Genomic DNA, 20,420 nt, shown 5'->3' on the forward strand with positions numbered 1-20,420 from the left:
AGATTTCTCTAAGTGCCTGTTCCAATTGGTGGGCCGTGTAAGATTCGAACTTACGACCAATTGATTAAGAGTCAACTGCTCTACCAACTGAGCTAACGGCCCGTAAAACTTAAATTGTATGACGCTTTAAGTGGGGTGGACGATGGGATTCGAACCCACGACATCCGGAATCACAATCCGGTACTCTAACCAACTGAGCTACGCCCACCATAAACCTTAACTGGCGCGCCCGACAGGAATCGAACCTGCAACCGTCGGCTTAGAAGGCCGATGCTCTATCCGGTTGAGCTACAGGCGCAGGCACTGTACGCAGAGCACCAATTGGTCGGGGCAGAGGGATTCGAACCCCCGACATCCAGCTCCCAAAGCTGGCGCTCTACCAGACTGAGCTATACCCCGAAACCTTGAAGCACCACCGATACTGCCTGGTGAAGCTTTCAGATGCTACGGGTCAAAGCCTAGCCCGTCAATCCGTATGAACACACCACACTTTCAACTACCGCCATCGACCCAACCACACATCGACGATCACTTAAAAAATGGTGCGCCCGGAGAGATTCGAACTCCCGACCACCAAGTTCGTAGCCTGGTACTCTATCCAACTGAGCTACGGGCGCACACTGAAAACCTTTGACCCGGTGGAGACCGCTGTGAAGCGTTACCGCCGTGCCGAGAAGCGGAATTATTCAGATATCGAGGGTGTGCGTCAACACTTTTCTGAAACTTTTTTTCTCGCAACGGTAACAGTCGGGCCGAATGGACGGCTAAATGCTTGTCGCAGCGGGGTTTGAGCCTGCAAAAAAAAAGCGGCCCGGGGGCCGCCTTTTTTCTCTTAGAGCTGCGTGGCCGGCTTGCCCACCTTGTCGGGCGCCGAGCCGGCGTCGCCACGTGGCGGCGGTGGGGGCGTGGAGCCCGGCTTCTGCCAGTCGGCCGGGGGGCCCGGCTCACGGCCGTTCATGATGTCGTCGATCTGCCGCGCGTCGATCGTTTCGTACTGCAGCAGCGCCTCGGCCATGATGTGCAGCTTGTCGATGTTGGTGGTGAGGAGGTCCTTGCTGCGCGCGTAGGCGCGATCAAGGATGGTGCGCACCACTTCATCGATCTTGCGCGCGGTCTCGTTGGAGACGCTCTTGTGCTGCGTCACCGAGCGGCCGATGAACACCTCGTCCTCTTCCTCGCCGTACATCACCGGGCCGAGTTCATCGGAGAGGCCCCACTTGGTGGCCATGTTGCGGGCCATCTTCGTGGCGCGCTCGATGTCGTTCGAGGCGCCCGTGGTGATCTTGTCGGCACCGAAGATGATCTCTTCCGCCACGCGGCCGCCGTAAAGCGACGCCAGCTGCGATTCGATCGCCACCTTGTTCATGCTGTACCGGTCGCCCTCGGGCAGGTACATGGTGACGCCCAGGGCCCGGCCACGCGGAATGATGGTGACCTTGTAGACCGGATCGTGCTCCGGCACCAGGCGGCCGATGATGGCGTGGCCGGCCTCGTGGTACGCCGTGAGTTTCTTTTCTTCGTCGTTCATGGCCATGGAGCGGCGTTCCGCGCCCATGAGGATCTTGTCGCGGGCGCGGTCCATGTGGCTCATGCGCACCTCGCGGGCGTTCTCGCGGGCGGCGAACAGGGCGGCCTCGTTGACGAGGTTGGCCAGGTCGGCGCCGGAGAAACCAGGCGTGCCGCGCGCGATGGTCATCGCATCGACATCGGCGGCGGTCGGCACCTTGCGCATGTGCACCTTGAGGATCTGCTCGCGGCCCTTGACGTCCGGCAGGCCCACGACCACCTGGCGATCGAAACGGCCTGGGCGCAGCAGCGCCGGATCGAGCACGTCCGGACGATTGGTGGCGGCGATGACGATGATGCCCTCGGTACCCTCGAAGCCGTCCATCTCGACCAGCAACTGGTTCAGGGTCTGCTCGCGCTCATCGTGGCCGCCGCCCATGCCAGCGCCACGATGGCGGCCGACCGCGTCGATTTCGTCGATGAAGATGATGCACGGCGCGTGTTTCTTGGCCTGCTCGAACATATCGCGCACGCGGCTGGCGCCGACGCCGACGAACATTTCGACGAAGTCGGAACCGGAGATCGAGAAGAACGGCACCTTGGCTTCGCCTGCGATGGCCTTGGCCAGCAGGGTCTTGCCGGTACCCGGGGGGCCGACCATGAGCACGCCGCGGGGGATTTTCCCGCCCAGCTTCTGGAACTTGCCCGGGTCGCGGAGGAACTCGACCAGTTCGCCCACTTCTTCCTTCGCCTCATCGCAGCCCGCGACGTCGGTGAAGTTGACCTTGACCTGGTCCTCGCCCTGCAGCTTGGCGCGCGAGCGGCCGAAGCTCATGGCGCCGCGGCCGCCGGAGCCCGCCTGCATCTGGCGCATGAACCAGATGAGCACGGCGACGAAGATGATGATGGGCAGCCAGTTGAACAACAGCCCGATGAGCGAGAAGCCGTTATCGGCCGGCTCCTGGCGCAGCTCGACGCCCTTGTCGCGCATCTGCTTGACCAGGTCGCTGGTGGACAGGCCCACCACCGGCACCACGGTGCGGTAGCTGCCGCCATCCTTCAGCTTGCCCGTGATGGTGGGCGGTGCCGACGACGTGATGGTGCCACTCGCGACGTTGCCGTTATCCACCTGCTGGGCGAACGCCGTGTAGGACATGTCCTGCGACGCGCCGCTGTGGGGGTTGAAGGTCTGGAACACGGTCAGGAGGACCACCGCGATGATCAGCCAGAGCAACAGGTTTTTAGCCATCTCATTCATGCGCGGTTCTCGCCAGGTTGCCGGGACGCGGATTTCAGGCCGGTCGCCAGCGCATAGACCTCTCGCGAACGCGCGCGGGAGGCCTTCGGTTTACGCATCGTCACGCGACTGAAGTCAGCGCGCAAGTTCTTTAGGTAATCGTCGAAACCGGCCCCCTGGAACAGTTTCACCAGGAACGAGCCGCCGGGCGTCAGCCAGTCGAGGGCGAACTGCCGGGCGAGGTCGCACAGATCCATGGCACGGATCTGGTCCGCGAGGGCCACACCCGACATATTGGGGGCCATATCGGACAGGACAAGATCGACCTTCTGGCCACCCAGCATGCTTTCGAGCTCGCGCAGCACGGTTTCTTCACGGAAATCGCCCTGCATGAAGTCGACGCCCGACAGGCCGACCATGGGCAGGATATCGAGCGCGATGACCTTGCCCGACTCCCCCAGCCGCTGGCGGGCCAGCTGCGACCAGCCACCCGGTGCCGCGCCCAGGTCGACGATGGTCATACCCGGCTTGATGAGGCGATCTTTCTCAAGAACCTCTTCGAGCTTGAAGACGGCACGCGAGCGCATGCCCTCGGCCTGGGCCCGTTTCACGTACGGATCGTCGAAATGCTCCTTAAGCCAGCGGGAGCTGCTCTTGCTACGTGCCATGGGCAGTTTCGCCAGAAAAAGAAGAGATATGGCCTCGCATGATACCCTTTGGGGCCTCTCCCCAGCGAATCGAACCTGAACGCAATGTCGCTCTCCCCTACGCAGCGCCGCTACCTCCGCAGCCTGGCGCACGACCTGTCCCCGGTGATCCTGCTCGGCGCCAAGGGCGCCACCGAGGCCGTGGCCAAGGAACTGGGCAATGCCCTCGACCAGCATGAGCTGGTCAAGGTGAAGCTCTCGGGTGGCGACAAGGAAGAACGCCAGGCCCAGGTGGCGTTCCTCACCGGCCACACCGGTGCCGAAACCGTCCAGGAGATTGGCCACGTCGTGGTCCTGTTCCGCCGCAACGAACAGGATCCGAAGCTCGCCCTGCCCCGGTAAGCCCATGGACCTCACCCTCGACCGCCCTGGCGAATACCTCTTCGTGCGCCGCGTCAGCGCCAGCACGGTGACCATCGTCGATCGCGATTTCCACGCCAGCCTGCTGCTCACGCCCGAACAGGTGGTGGAGGACTGGCCCGTGACCGATGCCAGCCAGATGAGTCTCGCCGACGTGGAGACCATCGCGGCGCTGAAGCCCGAGATCGTCATCGTCGGTACGGGCGAGCGCCAGGTATTCCCCCCCGCCGAGGTCATGGCGGGCTTCCTGCGCCGGGGCATCGGCGTCGAAGCCATGACCAGTGGCTCGGCCGCCCGCACCTACAGCCTGCTCTCGGGCGAAGGCCGCCGGGTGCTGGCCGCCTTCATCCTGCCCAGTCAAGGCTAGATACCCATGCGCATCCTGGTCCTCGGCGCCGGTGGCACCGGCGGCTACTTCGGCGGGCGTCTCGCCCAGGCCGGCGTCGATGTCACGTTCCTCGTCCGGCCGGCCCGCGCCGCGGTACTTGAGGCGAATGGCCTGGTCATCCGCAGCCCGTTCGGCGACGCCACCCTACCAGTGAAGCACGTCACGAAGGATACGGTCGGCGCCGCCGGCCCGTTCGACGTGGTACTCCTTGCGTGCAAGGCCTATGACCTGCATTCCGCCATCGAGGACATCGACGCGGCGGTGGGCGAGCACACCGCCGTTCTGCCCATCCTCAACGGCCTTGCGCATTACCCCGTCCTCGATGCCCGCTTCGGGGCCGCCCGTGTCGTTGGTGGCATGTGCGTCATCAGCGCCGGCAAGGGCCCGGCGGGCGAGGTCGTCCATTACGGCAACGGTGCCTCGGTGACGTTCGGCGAGCGTGATGGCGAGCCGCACGGCGGGCGCTGCCAGGCATTGGCCAGCGCGTTCGCCGCGGCGAACGTCGACCACGTGCACGCCACCGACATCACCCGCGATCTCTGGGCGAAGTTCACCTTCCTCACCGCGCTCGCTGGCGGCACCTGCCTGTTCCGCGCCAGCATCGGCGACATCGTGGGCACGGACGACGGCCGCCGCCTCATTGAACAGCTCTACGACGAATGCCTCGCCGTGGCCCGCGCGTCGGGCCAGCCGGTGCCCGACCAGGCGCGGGGCATGGCGTGGAAGGTGCTGACCCAGGAAGGCTCGCCGCTCACGGCGTCGATGCTGCGCGACCTGGAATCCGGCCAGCAGATCGAGGCCGACCACATCGTCGGCGACATGCTGCGCCGCGCGCACGCACAGGGCATCAAGGCGCCGATGCTGGAGACGGCTTGGGCGCATTTGCAGGCGTTTGAGGCGCGGAAAGCGCGAGGCTGACACGGCACGATGTAGGAGCCCACCCCGTGGGCGACAGCTACTCGCAAGGCGCCTGGGATCCTGTTGCGCGATCGCGAACGGCGTCGCGCACAGAGTGCGCTCCTACTTAGGCGGCAGGTACTGCAGCGGATCGACCGGGTTGCCATCGCGGCGGATCTGGAACTGCAGTTCATCGCGCGTGGCGCCCGACGAACCCATTTCGGCGACGGTCTGGCCCGCCTTCACCTTCTCACCCTCTTTCACCAGGCGCTTGCGGTTATGGCCGTAGGCGGAGAGGAAGCTGTCGCTGTGCTTGATGATGACGAGCTCGCCGTAGCCGACGAGGCCATTGCCGCTATAGACGACGACGCCATCGGCGGCGGCACGCACCGGGTCGCCCGACTTGCCACCCACCTCGATGCCGGGGATGGCATCGCCTGACGAGAAGCGCTTGATGAGCGTGCCATCCGCGGGCCAGCGCCAGGTGATGCCGCCCGCATTGCGCGTGGCGCCACTGGCGATGATCGGTGTTGACGCCGCCGGGTTCTCGACCGGGGGCGGCGCGGCGGCCGGCGGGGCCGTCGGCGGCGCAGGCGGCGGCACGATCGACTCGGCCGGCTTACCCGCGACGACCACCGGGGTATTCGTCGTGGTGGCCGGCGCCGGCGCGGCATCGGTGACGCTCTGGAAGCCAGGCTTGGCAGCCGGCACGGCCACCGGCTGCGGCGGCGGCGCCCCGGGCGGCGGCGTTGCCGGGTGGCCTGCCGGCGGTGGGACGGTAGCCACGACGGGCGCGGCATGCGTGGCCGGGGGTGGCGCCGCATTGCCCGGCGGCGACAGGCGCAGATCCTGCCCCGGCCAGATCGAATAGTTCGAATCGATGTTGTTCCACTTGGCAAGGTCGCGGTAATCGACCTTGTTGCGGAACGCGATGCTGTAAAGGGTATCGCCCTTCACCACTTTGTAGCTGCCCCCCGGCGGCGCGGGCGTAGGCGACATGGCATGCGGCGAGGACGATGCCGACGGTACGTAGCCGTTCGGCCGCGTGACCACGACGGAATGGCGGGTGGGGTCGAGATCGCCACAGCCGGCGAGGACCAGGCCGGTGGCCATGGCCACGCCCAGCGGGCGAAGCAAGCGGATTGCGGGTTTCCTTTCTCGGTCGCTCATCGCAGCAGGAACCACCAGGCAGCCAGGAGGATGATGGCTACGATAACAGCCCAACCTATCCACTCGATGTGTTTGCGTAGCATCTGTTCGGCCCGTTCGCCGAAAATGCGGACCAACAGGGCCAGCAGCCAGACGCGCTTGCCGCGGCCAATGACCATGCAGATGAGGAACGGCAGGAGCGGCACGCCCACGATGCCCGAGGCCCAGGTGACGAACTTCATGGGCACCACGGGCTGCAGCGCGGCCATGGCCAGCACGATGTAAAGGCCCAGCGCGTGCTTGTTCATGTCCTCGCGCAGGGAGGCGACGCCTTCCTCGATGTGCGCGAGCAGGTGCAGCGATTCGAGCGCCGGTTTGAGCGCCTCGTAGGCGTAATGGCCCAGCGCATAACCCACCAGGGAGCCAAGCAGCGAGAACAGCAGGCTCCAGTTCGCGTAGCGGAAGGCCTTGCGCGGCTCCGCCAGCATCATGGGCGCGAGCATCACCTCGGGCATGATGGGGAAGATGAAGGCTTCGGCGAACGACAGGCCGGCGAGGTAGCGCACGGCATGGCGGTGGCGTGCCCAGGTGATGGCACGCTCGTAGAGGGATCCGAACAACCGCATTCAGCGGGCTCCCGTGGATGGCGGGCGCATCAACCGATGCCGCCCAGGAGGGGGACGAAGCTCACCGCGCCAAGTTCTTCGCGGGTGACCTCGCCGTTTTCGTCCTTGCGCAACCGCACCAGCACTTGCTGGCTGGGGCTGCCCACGGGCGCCACGAGCACGCCGCCCGGCTTCAGCTGGTCGAGCAGCTGCAGCGGGATGCGATCGCCGGCGGCGGTAAGGATGATGCCGTCGAACGGTGCATCGGACGGCCAGCCCAGCTTGCCGTCGTCGTGCCGCGAACGCAGGTTTTCGATACCCAGCTGGCGAAAACGGCGGCGCGCCTGGCGAAGAAGCTCCTCGATGCGCTCTACCGTGTACACCGTGGGCACGATGCCGGCGAGCACGGCCGCCTGGTAGCCGGACCCCGTGCCGATCTCCAGCACGCGGCCGGGCACGCCATGCTCGATGAGGGCCTCGGTCATGCGGGCGACGATCCACGGCTGCGAGATGGTCTGGCCGTGGCCAATGGGCAGCGCGTTGTTCTCGTAGGCGCGCGAATGCAGTGCCTGGTCGATGAAGTGGTGGCGCGGCAACTGGCGGATGACCTCGAGGACACGCTCGTCGCGGATGCCCTCCTCGGCGAGCCTGGCGGCGAGGCGGTCGCGGGCGCGTTGCGAGGTCATGCCCTCGCCGCGCAGCGCCGACGGCGGCAGGGCGTGCAGGTTCACCACGTCAGGCCGCCTCCTCGCCAGGCATCGCTTCGGAAAGCGAGAGCATCCAGCTGCTCACCTTTTCGAGGGCCTGGAAGCGCGTGAGATCGGTGTGGATGGGTGTCACCGACACGAAGCCGCGGCCGACCGCGTTGAAATCGGTGCCGGGGCCTTCGTCCTCGACCTTGCCCGGTGGGCCGATCCACCACATGGCCCGGCCACGCGGGTCTTCGGTGCGGATGGCCGGGGCTGAACGGTGGCGCTTGCCGAGGCGGGTGACTTCGAAGCCGCGGATCTCGTGCCAGGGCAGATCGGGCACGTTGACGTTGAGGATGGTATCGGCCGGGAGTGGATCGACGACAAGGCGTCGCACCAGCATGAGCACGGCGGCGGCCGCGGACTCGAAATGCCGGGCGGAGCCCTCCTTCGTCACCAGCGAGACCGCGATGGCGGGCAGGCCAAGGAAGCGGCCCTCCATGGCGGCGGAGACGGTGCCGGAATAGATGACGTCATCGCCCAGGTTGGCGCAGTTGTTGATGCCCGAGACGACGATGTCGATATCGTGGTGGAGCAGCCCGGAGAGCGCGAGGTGCACGCAATCGGTGGGCGTGCCAGCGACGCGGTAGCGGCCATCGTCCATGCGCTGCACCCGGATGGGCGCATCGAGGGTGAGTGAGTTGCTGGCGCCGGAACGGTCGCGATCAGGCGCGACCACGGTGACGGTGCCAAACCCGGCAAGACGCTCGGCAAGCACCCGGATGCCCGGGGCCTCCACGCCGTCGTCGTTGCTAACCAGAACTTGCATGCTGATCCAGATCGAAAAACGGGGCTGGCGGCCCTATGTAGACGGTGGGCCGCGCGACGCCCAAGTCTACCGGACCAAGGCGCGGGATTCACCGGAACCGGCTAGGATGGATGTCATGAAACGACGCAGCCCCTCGGTGCACGACGACGATAGCCGCCTGTTCCGCGAGGCGATCGGCGACGTACGGCCCATGGTGGCCGCCGAGGTGGTACCTGAACGGCCCCGCCCTGCCCCCGTGCCCGCCATGCGCGATGCCGACGAAGCCGCCGTGGCCGCCGATTCCATGCTCTTCGACTACGACCCGGCGGATCTCGAAGTGGGCGAGGAGCTTTCCTACCTGCGCGACGGCTACCCGCCCAAGCTGCTGAAGCAGCTCAAGCGCGGGCAGTTCAGCATCCAGGCGGACGTGGACCTCCACCAGATGAACGCCGCGGCCGCGCAGCTCACCATCGGCGAGTTCCTGGCCGAGTGCCACCGCGATGGCATCCGTTGCGTCCGCATCATCCACGGCAAGGGCTTGCGCTCGAAAGCGGCCGGGCCCGTGCTGAAGGGCCTCACCGATAAGTTGCTGCGGCGTCGTGACGACGTGGTGGCATTTGCCTCCGCGCGGCCGATGCAGGGTGGCACCGGGGCGGTGGTGGTCCTGCTCAAGGCTTAGGCCTGGCCTCTTCTGCAGGAGCGCGCTTGCGCGCGACATCTCTCGCCCAAACGCAGCAGACCCTGCGGCGTTATCGCGAAAGATGTCGCCGGCGAGCCGGCTCCTACAAAATGCGAGCCGCGTTACGCCGTGGCCGCGAGTTCGCGGATCACCGTGGTTGCGTAGGCGCCCGCGGGCAGCGCGAAGCTCACTTCCAGCGCACCATCGTCAAGCCAGCGCCAGGCGAAGTCGGCGGGCTTGAGGCGCAGCGCGCGGCGCTCGTGGTCCATGCGTGCGCCGGCCAGGCCAGTGGCAAGGTCTTCGTCGCGCGCGGCCACGGCGGTCTCCAGTTCCGCCACGTCCCCGCCCGCAGGCGTAGCGCCACTACCCCACAGCGGCCCCGTGGGGTGGATATCGAAGCGAGCGAGGCGCTCGGCCAGCGTGTCGTTGAAGGCTTCGGGCCCGAACCACGAGCGGGAGCCGTCGAGGCCCCAGATCTCGCCATCCATGCCCGCGTCCCACGTGCCGGCAGCCACGCGCTCGGCCAGCACGCCGTTGAAGATATGCGAGCGCGCGGCGGAAAGAAGGATGGAGCGCTTGTCGCGATCGACACGCCGGCCCTTGAACATCGCCCGCGCCTGCTCGACGTTGTTGCCGCCCAGGCCGAACCGCTGCTCGCCGAAGTAGTTGGGCACGCCGCGCGCGGCGATCGCCGCCAGCCGGGCCTCGGCCGCGGCGCGGTCACCGTCGACCTCGCGCAGCACCAGGACGAAGCGGTTGCCACGCAGCGCGCCACGCTTGATCTTGCGCGAATGCCGGCCCAGGGCCGTGAGCGTTACCTCCGGGTGCGGGAACGCCGCCCAATCCGGGTCGGCCTTGCCCGGCAACTGCACGGTGAAGACCTGGCGGGTGACGGCGTGGCGATCCTTCATGCCTGCGTAGCCCACGTTCATCGGCGCGATACCAGCGAATTTCGCGACCTCGCGCGCCACCCAGTCGGTGTTGGCGCCGCGCTTTTCCACTTGCAGGAACGCGTGCTCGCCGGCACCGTCGGCCTCATAGCCCAGGATCTCTTCGACGAAGAAATCCTCTGCCTGGCTGCGCAGGCGGGCGCGCAGCGGGGGCGCGCCAAACGCAAACGGAAGGTCGTTGTCGCTCATAGGTGGTGGTGCCTTACAGCAGGAACAGGGTGGCCAGGCCCAGGAAGATGAAGAAGCCGCCGCTATCGGTCATGGCGGTGATGAGCACGCTGGAACCGAGCGCCGGGTCGCGGCCGAGCTTCACCATCAGCATCGGGATGCCCACGCCCATGAACGCGGCAAGCAGCAGGTTGAGGGTCATGGCGGCCGTCATGACGATGCCCAGCGATACGCTGCCGTAGAGCAGCCACGCCACCACGCCGATGACCGTGCCCCATAGCAGGCCATTGATCAGCGCCACGCCCAGCTCCTTGCGCCACAGGCGGCCCGCCTGCGCCACGTTCACCTGCTCCAGCGCCATGGCGCGGACGATCATGGTGATGGTCTGGTTGCCCGAGTTACCGCCAATGCCAGCAACGATGGGCATGAGCGCAGCGAGCGCCACCAGCTTCTCGATGGAATGCTCGAAGAGGCCGATGACGCGCGAGGCGATGAACGCGGTGACAAGGTTGGTGGCCAGCCACGCCCAGCGGTTCTGCACCGATTTCCACACCGAGGCGAAGATGTCTTCCTCTTCGCGCAGGCCGCCGCGCGACAACGCCTCGGCCTCGCCCTCCTCGCGGATGAAATCGATCATGGCATCGACGGCGATGCGGCCGATGAGGCGCATGTGCGCGTCGACGACCGGCGCGGTAACGAGGTCGTAGCGCTCGAAGGCCTGCGCCACGTCGTACGCATCGTCCTCGGGCCGGAACGTGTTGACGTCCGGGGCCATGATCTCGTGCACCATCTTTTCCGGCGGGTTCACCAGCAGCCAGTGCAGCGGCAGCACGCCGGTAAGCACATGCTCGGCGTTCACGACGAACAGCTTGTCGGTCTGCGCGGGCAGCTCCTCGAAGCGGCGCAGGTAGCGCAGCACCACCTCGAGGCTGATGTCCTCGCGGATGGTGACCATGTCGAAATCCATCAACGCGCCGACCTGGTCGTCCTCGTACGACATGGCCGCCTGCACGCGCTCGCGCTCCTGCGCGTCGAGGCTGGCCATCAGTTCCGGCAGCACCTCGGTGGGCAGGTCGTCGACCAGGTCGGCCAGCTCGTCGGCATCCAGCGGCTCGACGGCCGCCAGGATCTCGCTGTCGTCCATGTCCGCGATAAGCGATTCGCGGACCGAATCGGAGACTTCCAGCAGGATCTCGCCATCGCGGTCGCTGCGGACGCGCTGCCACACCGCGAGGCGCTCCTCGAGGGGCAGCGATTCGAGCACGTCGGCCAGGTCGGCCGGGTGCAGGCCATCGAGCCTTGCCTGCAGGTCGGCGTCGATGCGCTCGAGCGTGACGGCGTCGCCACCGGGCGGCGACTCACCGTCGACCAGCGCCTCGCGCCGGCGCAGCAGGTCGTTGATCGCCTCGAGGCGATCCTGCACGCGCGGCGCCGGGGTGCGGGTGCTGGCTTCGCTCACGCGGGCTGCACCAGCACGCTGGCCAGCGCGGCGATGCCCTCGCGGCGGCCGGTGAAGCCCAGGGTTTCCGTCGTGGTGGCCTTGATGCTGACCCGGTCTATGTCGACGCCCAGGTCGGCGGCGATGTTCGCGCGCATGGCGTCGGCGTGCGGCAGCACCTTGGGCGCCTCGCAGATGACGGTGACATCGGCATTGCCGAGCACGTAGCCGCGCTCGAGCATCAGGCCACGCACGGCACGCACGAAGGCGCGGCTATCAGCGCCGCGCCACTGCTCATCCGACGGCGGGAAATGCTTGCCGATATCACCCAGCGCCAGCGAGCCCAGCAAGGCGTCGCACAACGCGTGCAGCACCACGTCGCCGTCGGAATGCGCCAGCACGCCCTGCGTATGCGCCACGCGCACGCCGCCAAGCATGACGTGGTCGCCTTCACCAAAGGCATGTACGTCGAATCCCTGTCCGATGCGAATCATCTTGTCCTCCCGAGCAGGAACTCCGCCAGCGCGAAATCCGCGGGCGTGGTGACCTTGATATTGTCTTCCGCGCCCTCGACCAGCAGCGGCTTGCCGCCTGCCCGCTCGATAGCCATGGCCTCGTCGCTGACGACGATACCGGCCCCGGCGGCAAGGCGGAGTGCACGCGCCAGCGCTTCGCGCCGGAACATCTGTGGGGTGAACGCCCGCCACCGGCCGTCGCGCGGCTCGGTGCCGGCGCTGTGCCCATCGGCGTCGGCGCGCTTCAACGTATCGCGCAGCGGCGCGCCCAAAATACCGCCCTCGCCCTGCCCCGCCAGCGTCACCAGCCGCGTGATGTCATCGGCGCGCACGCAGGGGCGTGCCGCGTCATGCACCAGCACGAACGCAGCGGCCGCGACGGAGGCCGGCAAGGCCTCGATGCCGGCCAGCACGGAATGGCTGCGCTCGCTGCCGCCCACGGTGGTGAGCAGCGGCTTGCCGTTGACGTGGTCCACGGCGGCGAAGTGCGTATCGTCCGCCGCGATGACCACCATGAGCCCAGCCACCAGCGGGTGCATGGCCAGGCGTTCGAGTGTGTGGTCCAGCAGTGGCCGGCCGGCCACGTGCTGGTATTGCTTCGGCCGGTCGCCGCCGGCCCGGACGCCCTTGCCGGCGGCCGGTATCACGCACCACAACGCGTCCATTACTGGCCGCCGGCGGTCACGGGCGGCGGAGGCGGCGGCGCGCTGGTCGCGGCCCCCGGCTCCACCACCTGGTAGAAGGTCTCGCCCGGCTTGATCAGGCCCAGCTCCTGGCGCGCGCGCGCTTCGGTGGCCTGCTCGCCATGCTTGAGGTCTTCCACGTCCGCCGCCAGCGCCTCGTTGCGCTTCTGCAGGCCCGCGTTCTCGTCGGTCTGTTTCTTGACCGAGACGCGCAGCGAATCGACCTCGGCCATGCCCCCACCGCCGACCCACAGCTTCAGCTGCAGCGCGATGAGGATGACGACCAGGACGAGCCCGACCCAGCGCAGGAGTGCCGCGTTGCTCACGGTGCCTCTTTAGCCCGGGAGCTTGCTGAGGTTGGGGAACGCGTTGCGGCCGGCGTACGTCGCCTTCGCGCCGAGGGCTTCCTCGATGCGCAGCAGCTGGTTGTACTTGGCGACGCGATCGGTGCGGCACAGCGAGCCGGTCTTGATCTGCGTGGCCGTGGTGGCCACGGCGATATCCGAGATGGTGGTGTCTTCGGTCTCACCCGAGCGGTGCGACACGATGGCGGCGTACTTCGCGCGGTCGGCCATGGCGATGGCTTCGAGCGTCTCGGACAGCGTGCCGATCTGGTTCACCTTGATGAGGATGGCGTTGGCGATCTTCTTGTCGATGCCTTCCTGGAAGATTTTCGGGTTGGTGACGAACAGGTCGTCGCCCACCAACTGGATGCCGCCGTCGACCACCTTGGTGAGGTGCGCCCAGCCGTCCCAGTCGCCTTCGGCCATGCCGTCCTCGATGGTGACGATGGGGTACTGCTTCGCCCACGAGGCCAGCGTGTCGACCCACTGTTCCGGCGTGAACACCTTGCCCTCGCCTTCGAGGTCGTACTTGCCGTTCTTGAAGAACTCCGAGCTGGCCACGTCGAGGCCGAGCAGGATGTCGCTGCCGACCTTGAAACCCGCCTTGTTGACGGCTTCGAGGATCGTGTCGAGCGCTTCGACGTTCGACTTCAGGTTCGGCGCGAAGCCGCCTTCATCGCCCACCGAGGTGTTGAGGCCACGGCCCTTCAGCACCGACTTCAGCGCGTGGAAGATCTCGGCGCCGTGGCGCAGTGCCTCGGCGAACGAAGGCGCGCCGACCGGCAGCACCATGAATTCCTGCACGTCGACGTTGTTATCGGCGTGCGCGCCGCCGTTGATGATGTTCATCATCGGCACGGGTAGCGAACCACCGCCATCGACAATGAGGTACTGCCACAGCGGCTGCTTCTTCGACGCGGCCACGGCATGCGCGGCCGCCATGGAAACGCCCAGCAGCGCGTTGGCGCCAAGGTTGCCCTTGTTGTCGGTGCCATCAAGGGCGATGAGCTTGTCGTCCAGGCCCTTCTGGTCGGCGGCGTCGAAGCCGGCGAGCGCCTTGGCGATGGTGGTGTTGACGTTGCCCACCGCCTTGGTGACGCCCTTGCCGCCATAGCGGCCCTTGTCGCCGTCGCGCAGTTCCACGGCTTCGCGCGTGCCGGTGGAGGCGCCGCTGGGCACGGCCGCGCGGCCGAACGAGCCGTCGGCGAGGGTGACCTCGGCTTCGAGGGTGGGGTTGCCGCGGGAGTCGAGGATTTCGCGGGCGTGGATTTTGGTGATGGACGTGGTCATGCGCTTCCCGTTACGAGTTGGAATGACGAAGCACGGTACCGATCAGCATCATGGCGCCGGTACCAAGCAGGATGAAAACGTTGAGCCCCAGGCCGATGGCGGCGAACGTGCGGCGGCGATCCTGGCGGCGCAAGGCCACCAGCGCCAGCACGGTGCCGACCAGCGCCATGAGCAGGAAAAAAATAAGGACGAGGCCGATGAGGCCGAACAGCGGCAGGTGGTCGGCGTTATCGCCGCCACCCGCGACCAGCAGGGCCGAAAGCACGATGGCCCCGAGGATGGCGACGCCTGAGACCAGCGCGACGACAAACGACGCGATGCCGAGGCCCGACTGCGGCAGGGACGCCGCACGCTGGGCAGGGATGCCTGCCGCCGTAGCCTCGGTGCGTTCGGCCATGCGCGCTACGCCGCCGACTCTGCGGAGCGCGTGGCCAGCTTCTCGCCATCGCGCACGGCCTTGTACTCGCGCGCGGCGGTGACGAAGCCGATGAAGAGCGGGTGGCCCTCGCGCGGCGTGGAGGTGAACTCCGGATGCGCCTGGCAGCCGAGGTACCACGGATGCACGCTGCGCGGCAGCTCCACCACTTCCACCAGCAGATCATCCATGGATTTGCCGGAGATGACGAGGCCGAGATCCTCGAACGACTGGCGGTAGCGGTTGTTGAACTCGTAGCGGTGGCGGTGGCGCTCGCGCACCACGTCCTCGCCGTAGAGGTCGCGGGCCAGCGTGCCGGCCTTCAGGCGGCACTCCTGCGCACCCAGGCGCATGGTGCCGCCCAGGTCGGACCGCTCGCTGCGCTGTTCGACTTCACCCGAAGCGGTGGTCCACTCGGTGATGAGGCCGATGACCGGGTCGGGCGTGTTGCGGTCGTTTTCGCTCGAATCGGCCTGCTTCAGGCCGGCGGTGTTGCGCGCGAACTCGACCACGGCGGCGTGCATGCCGTAGCAGATGCCGAAGTACGGGATGCCGCTTTCGCGGGCGAACTGCGCCGCCTGGATCTTGCCCTCGAAGCCGCGCTTGCCAAAGCCGCCCGGCACCAGGATGGCGTCGGCGTGGCCGAGCACGGCCTTCGCGCCGCGGGCCTCGACGTCCTCGGAATCGATCCAGTCGAGCGTGACGCGGGTGGACTGCTTGATGCCGCCGTGGCGCAAGGCTTCGCCAAGCGACTTGTAGGCGTCCTTGTGCTCGACGTACTTGCCGACGATGGCCACGGTGACTTCATCGCGCGGGTGCTCGACGGCCTCGACCGTGCGCAGCCAGCTGGAGAGGTCGGCCGGGCCGGCGTCGAGGCCGAGGCGCTTGATGACGAGGTCGTCGAGGCCCTGCTCGTGCAGCCACATGGGCAGCTTGTAGATGACGTCGACATCGATGGTGCTGATGACGGCGTTCTTCGGCACGTTGGTGAACAGCGCGATCTTGTGGCGCTCGCCATCGGGCAGCGGCTCTTCGCAGCGGCACAGCAGCACGTCGGGCTGGATACCGATGCTGCGCAGTTCCTTCACCGAGTGCTGGGTGGGCTTGGTCTTGATCTCGCCCGCGGCCTTGATGAAAGGCACCAGGGTGAGGTGCACGAACATGCACTTCTCCGGGCCATGCTCGATGCGCAGCTGGCGGATGGCCTCGAGGAAGGGCAGCGACTCGATATCGCCGACGGTGCCGCCGATTTCCACCAGGGCAACGTCGAAGCCACGGGTGGCCTCATGGATGGAGTGCTTGATCTCGTCGGTGATGTGCGGGATGACCTGCACGGTGGCGCCGAGGTAATCGCCGCGGCGCTCCTTGCGGATGACCGATTCGTAGATCTTGCCGGCGGTGATGGAGTTCTTGCCGGTGAGGCGCGTGCGGACGAAGCGCTCGTAATGGCCCAGGTCGAGGTCGGTCTCCGCGCCGTCGTCGGTGACATACACCTCGCCGTGCTGGAACGGGCTCATGGTGCCCGGGTCGACGTTGATGTAGGGGTCGAGCTTCATCATGGTCACGGACAGACCACGCGCCTCGAGGATGGACGCAAGCGACGCCGCTGCGATGCCTTTCCCAAGGGAAGACACCACACCGCCGGTGACGAAAATCAGGGGAGTCATGCGAGCAGCCAGTGCTGGAAATCGGTATTTTACCCGAGTGCCGGGCCGCTCGCGAGGGGTTGCCTTAACGCTTAACATGGGGCACATGAGCACACCCATCCCCGCCCGCCTCGAAGCCCTCCGCGCCGCCATGGCCCGCGAAGGCGTCGCCGCCGTCGTCGTCCCCACGGCCGACCCGCACCTTTCCGAATACCTGCCGCCCCGCTGGCAGGCCCGGGAGTGGTTCTCGGGGTTCACCGGTTCGGCGGGCACCCTGGTCGTCACCGCCAGGGGCGGCGGCCTGTGGACCGATTCCCGCTATTTCGCCCAGGCCGAGGCCGAGCTGGCCGGCAGCGGGCTGCCGCTGATGAAGCTGAACGTGGCGCACACGCCCGAGCACGTGGCCTGGCTGGCCGCGGAGCTGCGCGAGGGCGATACGGTGGCCGTCGCCGGCGACAGCGTCTCCGTGGCCGGTGCCGAGGGCCTCGCCCAGCGCCTGCAGGCCGGCGGCGCCACGCTGCGCACCGATATCGACCTGCCGGGCGCCGCCTGGGCCGACCGGCCCGTGCGCCCCGCCGCCCCCGTCTTCGCCCATGAAGGGCCGTACGCCCCGGTCAGCCGCGCCGACAAGCTCCAGCACGTGCGCACCGCCATGCGCCGTGCCGGGGCTACCCATCACTTCATCTCCAGCCTCGACGACATCGCCTGGCTCACCAACCTGCGCGGCGCCGACGTCGACTACAACCCCGTGTTCCTGGCCCACCTGCTGGTGGAAGACGGCCGCGCCACGCTGTTCATCGACGGGGCCAAGCTGCCGGGCCCGGTCAAGACCGCCCTGGCCGCCGACGGCGTCGCCACCGCCGACTACAACACCGCCGCGTCGGCCCTCGCCGCGCTGCCCGATGGGGCCGCCCTGCTGTTCGACCCGGGCAAAGTCGTGGTCGCCGTCCTCGAGGGCCTGCCCGCCGGCGTGAAGCAGCTGCGCGGCCCGGCACCGTCCACCGCGGCCAAGGCGCGGAAGACGGCCGAGGAGCTGGAACACATCCGCCACGCCATGCGCCGCGACGGCGCCGCGCTGGCCCGGGCGTTCCGCCGCATCGAAGCGGGCGTCACCGCCGGCGAGCCGCTCACCGAGCTGGACGTGGACACCATCGTGCGCGAGGCCCGCGCTGCCCAGGACGGGTTCGTGGGCGAAAGCTTCTCCACCATCGCCGGTTACCAGGCCAACGGCGCCCTGCCGCATTACCGCGCTACCGAGGCCGGTTTCAGCCCGCTGGCAGCCAAGGGCCTGCTGCTCATCGACTCGGGCGGCCAGTACCTCGGCGGCACCACCGACATTACCCGCGTACTGGCCCTGGGGCCGGTCACCGACGAGCAGCGCCGTGATTCCACCCTTGTGCTGAAGGGCATGATCGCCCTCAGCCGCGCCCGTTTCCCCAAGGGCGCCAGCGGCCCGCAGCTCGATGCCCTGGCCCGCGCCCCGCTTTGGGCCGCCGGCATGGACTTCGGCCACGGCACCGGCCATGGCGTGGGCTATTTCCTTAATGTGCACGAAGGCCCGCACGGTATCCGCCCGCCCGTGGCCGGCGGTGCCCTGGTAGCGCTCGAGCCGGGCATGATCACCTCCATCGAGCCGGGCCTGTACAAGCCTGGCCGGTATGGCATCCGCCACGAGAACCTCGCGGTGGTGACCCAGGCCGACCAGACCGAGTTCGGCGAGTTCTACGCCTTCGAGACGCTCACCCTGTGCCCCTTCGACCGCCGCGGCCTTGAGCCGCGCCTGCTAGAGCCGTCGGAGCGTGCCTGGCTCGACGACTACCACGCCACCGTGCGGGCCGCGCTGTCGCCCTTGCTCGACGGCGACGACCGCGCGTGGCTCGAATGGCACTGCGCACCCCTCCCCTAATGTAGGAGCGCGCTTGCGCGCGATCGCGCGCAAGCGCGCTCCTACAAGAGCCTGTCTCGTTCGTTGATACAGCGACCTGCGAGACTTGACCGCCCCGACCCGCTCACCCATCCTGCCCGGCTATCGAAACGACCCACCGCCTGATGAATACTCGTTACAACGCCTCAGACATCGAAGTCCTCAGCGGCCTTGACCCGGTCAAGCGCCGGCCCGGCATGTACACCGACACCTCGCGCCCGAACCACCTGGCGCAGGAGGTCATCGACAACTCGGTGGATGAAGCCCTCGCCGGCCACGCCAAGGCCATCGATGTCACCGTCTTCAACGACGGCTCGGTGGAGGTGACGGACGATGGCCGCGGCATGCCGGTCGACATCCACCCCGAGGAAAAGGTGCCGGGCGTCGAGCTCATCCTCACGCGCCTGCATGCCGGCGGCAAGTTCTCGAACAAGAACTACGCCTTCTCCGGCGGCCTGCACGGCGTGGGCGTCTCGGTGGTGAATGCGCTCTCCACCCGCGTGGATGTCACCATCCGCCGCGAGGGGCAGGAGTTCCGCATGAGCTTCGCCGACGGCGACCGCGCCAGCGAGCTCGAGGTCATCGGCAGCGTGCCGAAGAAGAAGACCGGCACCACGCTGCGTTTCTGGCCCGACCCGAAATACTTCGATTCCCCGCGCATCCTCGTTTCCAAGCTCAAGCACCTGCTGCGCGCCAAGGCCGTGCTGTGCGCGGGCCTCACGGTGCGCCTGCACGACGAAGCCGCTGGCGAAACCACCGAGTGGTACTTCGAGGATGGCCTGCAGGATTACCTGCGCGCCGAGCTGCAGGGCGCCGAGGCCTTGCCGGCCGATCTCTTCGTCAAGCATTTCGCCCGCGAGACCGATACGGTCGACGTCGCGTTGTGCTGGCTGCCCGAGGGCGAGCTGGTGCAGGAAAGCTACGTGAACCTCATCCCCACCGCGCAGGGCGGCACGCACGTGAATGGCCTGCGTTCGGGCCTCACCAACGCCATCCGTGAGTTCTGCGACCTGCGCAACCTGCTGCCGCGCGGCGTCAAGCTCGCGCCGGAGGACGTGTGGGAGCGCCTCGCCTTCGTGCTCAGCATCAAGCTGCAGGATGCCCAGTTCGCCGGGCAGACCAAGGAGCGCCTGTCGTCGCGCAACGCGGCCGGCGTGGTGGAAGGCGTGGTGCACGATGCCTTCAGCTTGTGGCTGAACCAGCACGTCGACCTTGGCGAGAAGATCGCCCAGCTCGCCATCGAGCGCGCCAGCGCGCGCCTCAAGGCGGCCAAGCAGGTGGTGCGCAAGAAGATCACCCAGGGCCCCGCCCTGCCCGGCAAGCTCGCCGACTGCGCGGCCACCGACCTCACCCGCACCGAACTCTTCCTCGTCGAGGGCGATTCGGCGGGCGGCTCGGCCAAGCAGGCGCGCGACAAGGATTTCCAGGCCATCCTGCCGCTGCGCGGCAAGATCCTCAACACGTGGGAAGTGGAATCCACCGCCGTGCTCGCGTCGCAGGAAGTGCACGACCTCGCCGTGGCCATCGGCTGCGACCCGGGCAAGGACGATCTCTCCGGCCTGCGCTACGGCAAGGTGGTGATCCTGGCCGATGCCGACTCCGACGGGCTGCACATCGCCACGCTGCTGTCGGCGTTGTTCCTGCGCCACTTCCCCGCGCTGGTGCAGCAGGGGCATGTCTTCGTCGCCATGCCGCCGCTGTTCCGCGTCGACGTGGGCAAGCAGGTCTTCTATTGCCTCGACGAGGAAGAAAAGCGCCTCATGCTCGAGAAGGTGGAGCGCGAGAAAATGAAGGGCGCCGTCTCGGTCACCCGGTTCAAGGGCCTGGGCGAGATGAACCCCGCGCAGCTGCGCGAATCCACCATCCACCCCGATACGCGCCGACTGGTGCAGCTCACGGTCGATACCGAAGACGGCACGCAGAAGCTCATGGACATGCTGCTGGCGAAGAAGCGCGCCAGCGACCGCAAACAGTGGCTCGAGGAAAAGGGCGACCTGGCCACCCTCGAGGTCTGATAAAAAA

The 20,420-nt window shown here is 67.4% G+C and carries 20 protein-coding genes and 5 tRNA genes; 6 read left to right on the forward strand and 19 right to left on the reverse strand.

Annotation, left to right across the window (positions count from 1 at the left end; translation table 11 throughout):
- Positions 1–26: 26 nt before the first annotated feature.
- The 7 genes from VI08_RS02055 to rlmE form a co-directional block, all read right to left on the reverse strand.
- A tRNA-Lys gene (locus VI08_RS02055) sits at positions 27–102 on the reverse strand.
- A gap of 29 nt (positions 103–131) precedes the next feature.
- Positions 132–208, reverse strand: a tRNA-His gene (locus tag VI08_RS02060).
- A gap of 13 nt (positions 209–221) precedes the next feature.
- Positions 222–298 (reverse strand) — tRNA-Arg (locus tag VI08_RS02065).
- 24 nt (positions 299–322) lie between these two features.
- Positions 323–399, reverse strand: a tRNA-Pro gene (locus VI08_RS02070).
- A 141-nt stretch (positions 400–540) separates the two neighbouring features.
- Positions 541–617: transfer RNA gene (locus VI08_RS02075), tRNA-Arg, on the reverse strand.
- Positions 618–832: 215 nt separating this feature from the next.
- Positions 833–2,764, reverse strand: a complete 1,932-nt coding sequence (ftsH, locus tag VI08_RS02080; RefSeq protein ID WP_198148819.1) for an ATP-dependent zinc metalloprotease FtsH — start codon at positions 2,762–2,764, stop codon at positions 833–835.
- Positions 2,761–3,411 (reverse strand): 23S rRNA (uridine(2552)-2'-O)-methyltransferase RlmE, encoded by a 651-nt coding sequence (rlmE, locus tag VI08_RS02085; protein WP_045827867.1) that lies wholly within the window; start codon positions 3,409–3,411, stop codon positions 2,761–2,763. Before rlmE ends, ftsH begins: the two co-directional genes overlap by 4 nt.
- A gap of 84 nt (positions 3,412–3,495) precedes the next feature.
- Between rlmE and yhbY the strand changes: the two genes are divergently transcribed.
- Genes yhbY through panE form a run of 3 tightly spaced genes read left to right on the forward strand, consistent with a single transcriptional unit; the run spans position 3,496 to position 5,116 of the window.
- Positions 3,496–3,792: a ribosome assembly RNA-binding protein YhbY gene (yhbY, locus tag VI08_RS02090; protein ID WP_045827868.1), complete on the forward strand. Its 297-nt coding sequence runs from the start codon at positions 3,496–3,498 to the stop codon at positions 3,790–3,792.
- A 4-nt stretch (positions 3,793–3,796) separates the two neighbouring features.
- Positions 3,797–4,177: an Mth938-like domain-containing protein gene (locus VI08_RS02095; protein ID WP_045827869.1), complete on the forward strand. Its 381-nt coding sequence runs from the start codon at positions 3,797–3,799 to the stop codon at positions 4,175–4,177.
- Between the two features lie 6 nt (positions 4,178–4,183).
- Positions 4,184–5,116 carry a 2-dehydropantoate 2-reductase gene (panE, locus tag VI08_RS02100; RefSeq protein WP_045827870.1) on the forward strand — a complete coding sequence of 311 codons (933 nt, stop codon included), beginning with the start codon at positions 4,184–4,186 and terminating at the stop codon, positions 5,114–5,116.
- Positions 5,117–5,218: 102 nt separating this feature from the next.
- On the opposite strand, the gene VI08_RS02105 is transcribed toward panE, so the two are convergent.
- From VI08_RS02105 to surE, 4 genes are read right to left on the reverse strand one after another with little or no spacing between them, the layout of a single operon-like run.
- Positions 5,219–6,208, reverse strand: coding sequence for a peptidoglycan DD-metalloendopeptidase family protein (locus VI08_RS02105; RefSeq protein ID WP_157006259.1), 990 nt, complete (start codon positions 6,206–6,208; stop codon positions 5,219–5,221).
- A 53-nt stretch (positions 6,209–6,261) separates the two neighbouring features.
- Positions 6,262–6,870: a YqaA family protein gene (locus VI08_RS02110; RefSeq protein WP_045827872.1), complete on the reverse strand. Its 609-nt coding sequence runs from the start codon at positions 6,868–6,870 to the stop codon at positions 6,262–6,264.
- A 29-nt stretch (positions 6,871–6,899) separates the two neighbouring features.
- Entirely contained in the window at positions 6,900–7,535 is a 636-nt protein-coding gene (locus VI08_RS02115; RefSeq protein ID WP_045827980.1) for a protein-L-isoaspartate(D-aspartate) O-methyltransferase, read from the reverse strand.
- A gap of 49 nt (positions 7,536–7,584) precedes the next feature.
- Positions 7,585–8,367, reverse strand: a complete 783-nt coding sequence (gene surE / locus VI08_RS02120) for a 5'/3'-nucleotidase SurE (RefSeq protein WP_045827873.1) — start codon at positions 8,365–8,367, stop codon at positions 7,585–7,587.
- A 115-nt stretch (positions 8,368–8,482) separates the two neighbouring features.
- Here surE and VI08_RS02125 point away from each other — a divergent pair, with 115 nt between their 5' ends.
- Positions 8,483–9,025 (forward strand): Smr/MutS family protein, encoded by a 543-nt coding sequence (locus VI08_RS02125; RefSeq protein WP_045827981.1) that lies wholly within the window; start codon positions 8,483–8,485, stop codon positions 9,023–9,025.
- Between the two features lie 122 nt (positions 9,026–9,147).
- Here VI08_RS02125 and truD read toward each other — a convergent pair whose 3' ends face one another.
- From truD to VI08_RS02165, 8 genes are read right to left on the reverse strand one after another with little or no spacing between them, the layout of a single operon-like run.
- Positions 9,148–10,164, reverse strand: a complete 1,017-nt coding sequence (truD, locus tag VI08_RS02130) for a tRNA pseudouridine(13) synthase TruD (RefSeq protein WP_045827874.1) — start codon at positions 10,162–10,164, stop codon at positions 9,148–9,150.
- A gap of 13 nt (positions 10,165–10,177) precedes the next feature.
- Entirely contained in the window at positions 10,178–11,602 is a 1,425-nt protein-coding gene (gene mgtE / locus VI08_RS02135; protein ID WP_045827875.1) for a magnesium transporter, read from the reverse strand.
- Positions 11,599–12,075 (reverse strand): 2-C-methyl-D-erythritol 2,4-cyclodiphosphate synthase, encoded by a 477-nt coding sequence (ispF, locus tag VI08_RS02140; protein ID WP_045827876.1) that lies wholly within the window; start codon positions 12,073–12,075, stop codon positions 11,599–11,601. Before ispF ends, mgtE begins: the two co-directional genes overlap by 4 nt.
- Positions 12,072–12,761 (reverse strand): 2-C-methyl-D-erythritol 4-phosphate cytidylyltransferase, encoded by a 690-nt coding sequence (ispD, locus tag VI08_RS02145; RefSeq protein WP_045827877.1) that lies wholly within the window; start codon positions 12,759–12,761, stop codon positions 12,072–12,074. The genes ispF and ispD overlap by 4 nt, the downstream gene beginning before the upstream one ends.
- Positions 12,761–13,105 (reverse strand): cell division protein FtsB, encoded by a 345-nt coding sequence (gene ftsB / locus VI08_RS02150; RefSeq protein WP_045827878.1) that lies wholly within the window; start codon positions 13,103–13,105, stop codon positions 12,761–12,763. The genes ispD and ftsB overlap by 1 nt, the downstream gene beginning before the upstream one ends.
- Before the next feature lie 9 nt (positions 13,106–13,114).
- Positions 13,115–14,413, reverse strand: coding sequence for a phosphopyruvate hydratase (eno, locus tag VI08_RS02155; RefSeq protein ID WP_045827879.1), 1,299 nt, complete (start codon positions 14,411–14,413; stop codon positions 13,115–13,117).
- 10 nt (positions 14,414–14,423) lie between these two features.
- A complete protein-coding gene (locus tag VI08_RS02160) occupies positions 14,424–14,810 on the reverse strand; it encodes a hypothetical protein (RefSeq protein WP_045827880.1) in 387 nt (128 codons plus the stop codon).
- A gap of 5 nt (positions 14,811–14,815) precedes the next feature.
- Positions 14,816–16,495 carry a CTP synthase gene (locus tag VI08_RS02165; protein ID WP_045827881.1) on the reverse strand — a complete coding sequence of 560 codons (1,680 nt, stop codon included), beginning with the start codon at positions 16,493–16,495 and terminating at the stop codon, positions 14,816–14,818.
- An 85-nt stretch (positions 16,496–16,580) separates the two neighbouring features.
- Between VI08_RS02165 and VI08_RS02170 the strand changes: the two genes are divergently transcribed.
- Together VI08_RS02170 and parE are read left to right on the forward strand one after the other, a co-directional pair.
- Positions 16,581–18,380 carry an aminopeptidase P family protein gene (locus VI08_RS02170; RefSeq protein ID WP_045827882.1) on the forward strand — a complete coding sequence of 600 codons (1,800 nt, stop codon included), beginning with the start codon at positions 16,581–16,583 and terminating at the stop codon, positions 18,378–18,380.
- A 143-nt stretch (positions 18,381–18,523) separates the two neighbouring features.
- Complete coding sequence (gene parE / locus VI08_RS02175) at positions 18,524–20,413, forward strand: DNA topoisomerase IV subunit B (RefSeq protein WP_045827883.1); 1,890 nt, start codon at positions 18,524–18,526, stop codon at positions 20,411–20,413.
- The last annotated feature ends 7 nt before the right edge of the window (positions 20,414–20,420 follow it).

The sequence above is a fragment of the Luteibacter yeojuensis genome, from assembly GCF_000964085.1.
Classification (GTDB): domain Bacteria; phylum Pseudomonadota; class Gammaproteobacteria; order Xanthomonadales; family Rhodanobacteraceae; genus Luteibacter; species Luteibacter yeojuensis_A.

Excerpts from the sequence above, each read along its gene's own strand:
- ftsH (WP_198148819.1), bottom strand. The coding sequence starts at position 2,764 with ATGAATGAGATGGCTAAAAACCTGTTGCTCTGGCTGATCATCGCGGTG.
- rlmE (WP_045827867.1), bottom strand. The coding sequence starts at position 3,411 with ATGGCACGTAGCAAGAGCAGCTCCCGCTGGCTTAAGGAGCATTTCGAC.
- yhbY (WP_045827868.1), top strand. The coding sequence starts at position 3,496 with ATGTCGCTCTCCCCTACGCAGCGCCGCTACCTCCGCAGCCTGGCGCAC.
- VI08_RS02095 (WP_045827869.1), top strand. The coding sequence starts at position 3,797 with ATGGACCTCACCCTCGACCGCCCTGGCGAATACCTCTTCGTGCGCCGC.
- panE (WP_045827870.1), top strand. The coding sequence starts at position 4,184 with ATGCGCATCCTGGTCCTCGGCGCCGGTGGCACCGGCGGCTACTTCGGC.
- VI08_RS02105 (WP_157006259.1), bottom strand. The coding sequence starts at position 6,208 with ATGGCCACCGGCCTGGTCCTCGCCGGCTGTGGCGATCTCGACCCCACC.
- VI08_RS02110 (WP_045827872.1), bottom strand. The coding sequence starts at position 6,870 with ATGCGGTTGTTCGGATCCCTCTACGAGCGTGCCATCACCTGGGCACGC.
- VI08_RS02115 (WP_045827980.1), bottom strand. The coding sequence starts at position 7,535 with ATGACCTCGCAACGCGCCCGCGACCGCCTCGCCGCCAGGCTCGCCGAG.
- surE (WP_045827873.1), bottom strand. The coding sequence starts at position 8,367 with ATGCAAGTTCTGGTTAGCAACGACGACGGCGTGGAGGCCCCGGGCATC.
- VI08_RS02125 (WP_045827981.1), top strand. The coding sequence starts at position 8,483 with ATGAAACGACGCAGCCCCTCGGTGCACGACGACGATAGCCGCCTGTTC.
- truD (WP_045827874.1), bottom strand. The coding sequence starts at position 10,164 with ATGAGCGACAACGACCTTCCGTTTGCGTTTGGCGCGCCCCCGCTGCGC.
- ispF (WP_045827876.1), bottom strand. The coding sequence starts at position 12,075 with ATGATTCGCATCGGACAGGGATTCGACGTACATGCCTTTGGTGAAGGC.
- ispD (WP_045827877.1), bottom strand. The coding sequence starts at position 12,761 with ATGGACGCGTTGTGGTGCGTGATACCGGCCGCCGGCAAGGGCGTCCGG.
- eno (WP_045827879.1), bottom strand. The coding sequence starts at position 14,413 with ATGACCACGTCCATCACCAAAATCCACGCCCGCGAAATCCTCGACTCC.
- VI08_RS02160 (WP_045827880.1), bottom strand. The coding sequence starts at position 14,810 with ATGGCCGAACGCACCGAGGCTACGGCGGCAGGCATCCCTGCCCAGCGT.
- VI08_RS02165 (WP_045827881.1), bottom strand. The coding sequence starts at position 16,495 with ATGACTCCCCTGATTTTCGTCACCGGCGGTGTGGTGTCTTCCCTTGGG.
- VI08_RS02170 (WP_045827882.1), top strand. The coding sequence starts at position 16,581 with ATGAGCACACCCATCCCCGCCCGCCTCGAAGCCCTCCGCGCCGCCATG.
- parE (WP_045827883.1), top strand. The coding sequence starts at position 18,524 with ATGAATACTCGTTACAACGCCTCAGACATCGAAGTCCTCAGCGGCCTT.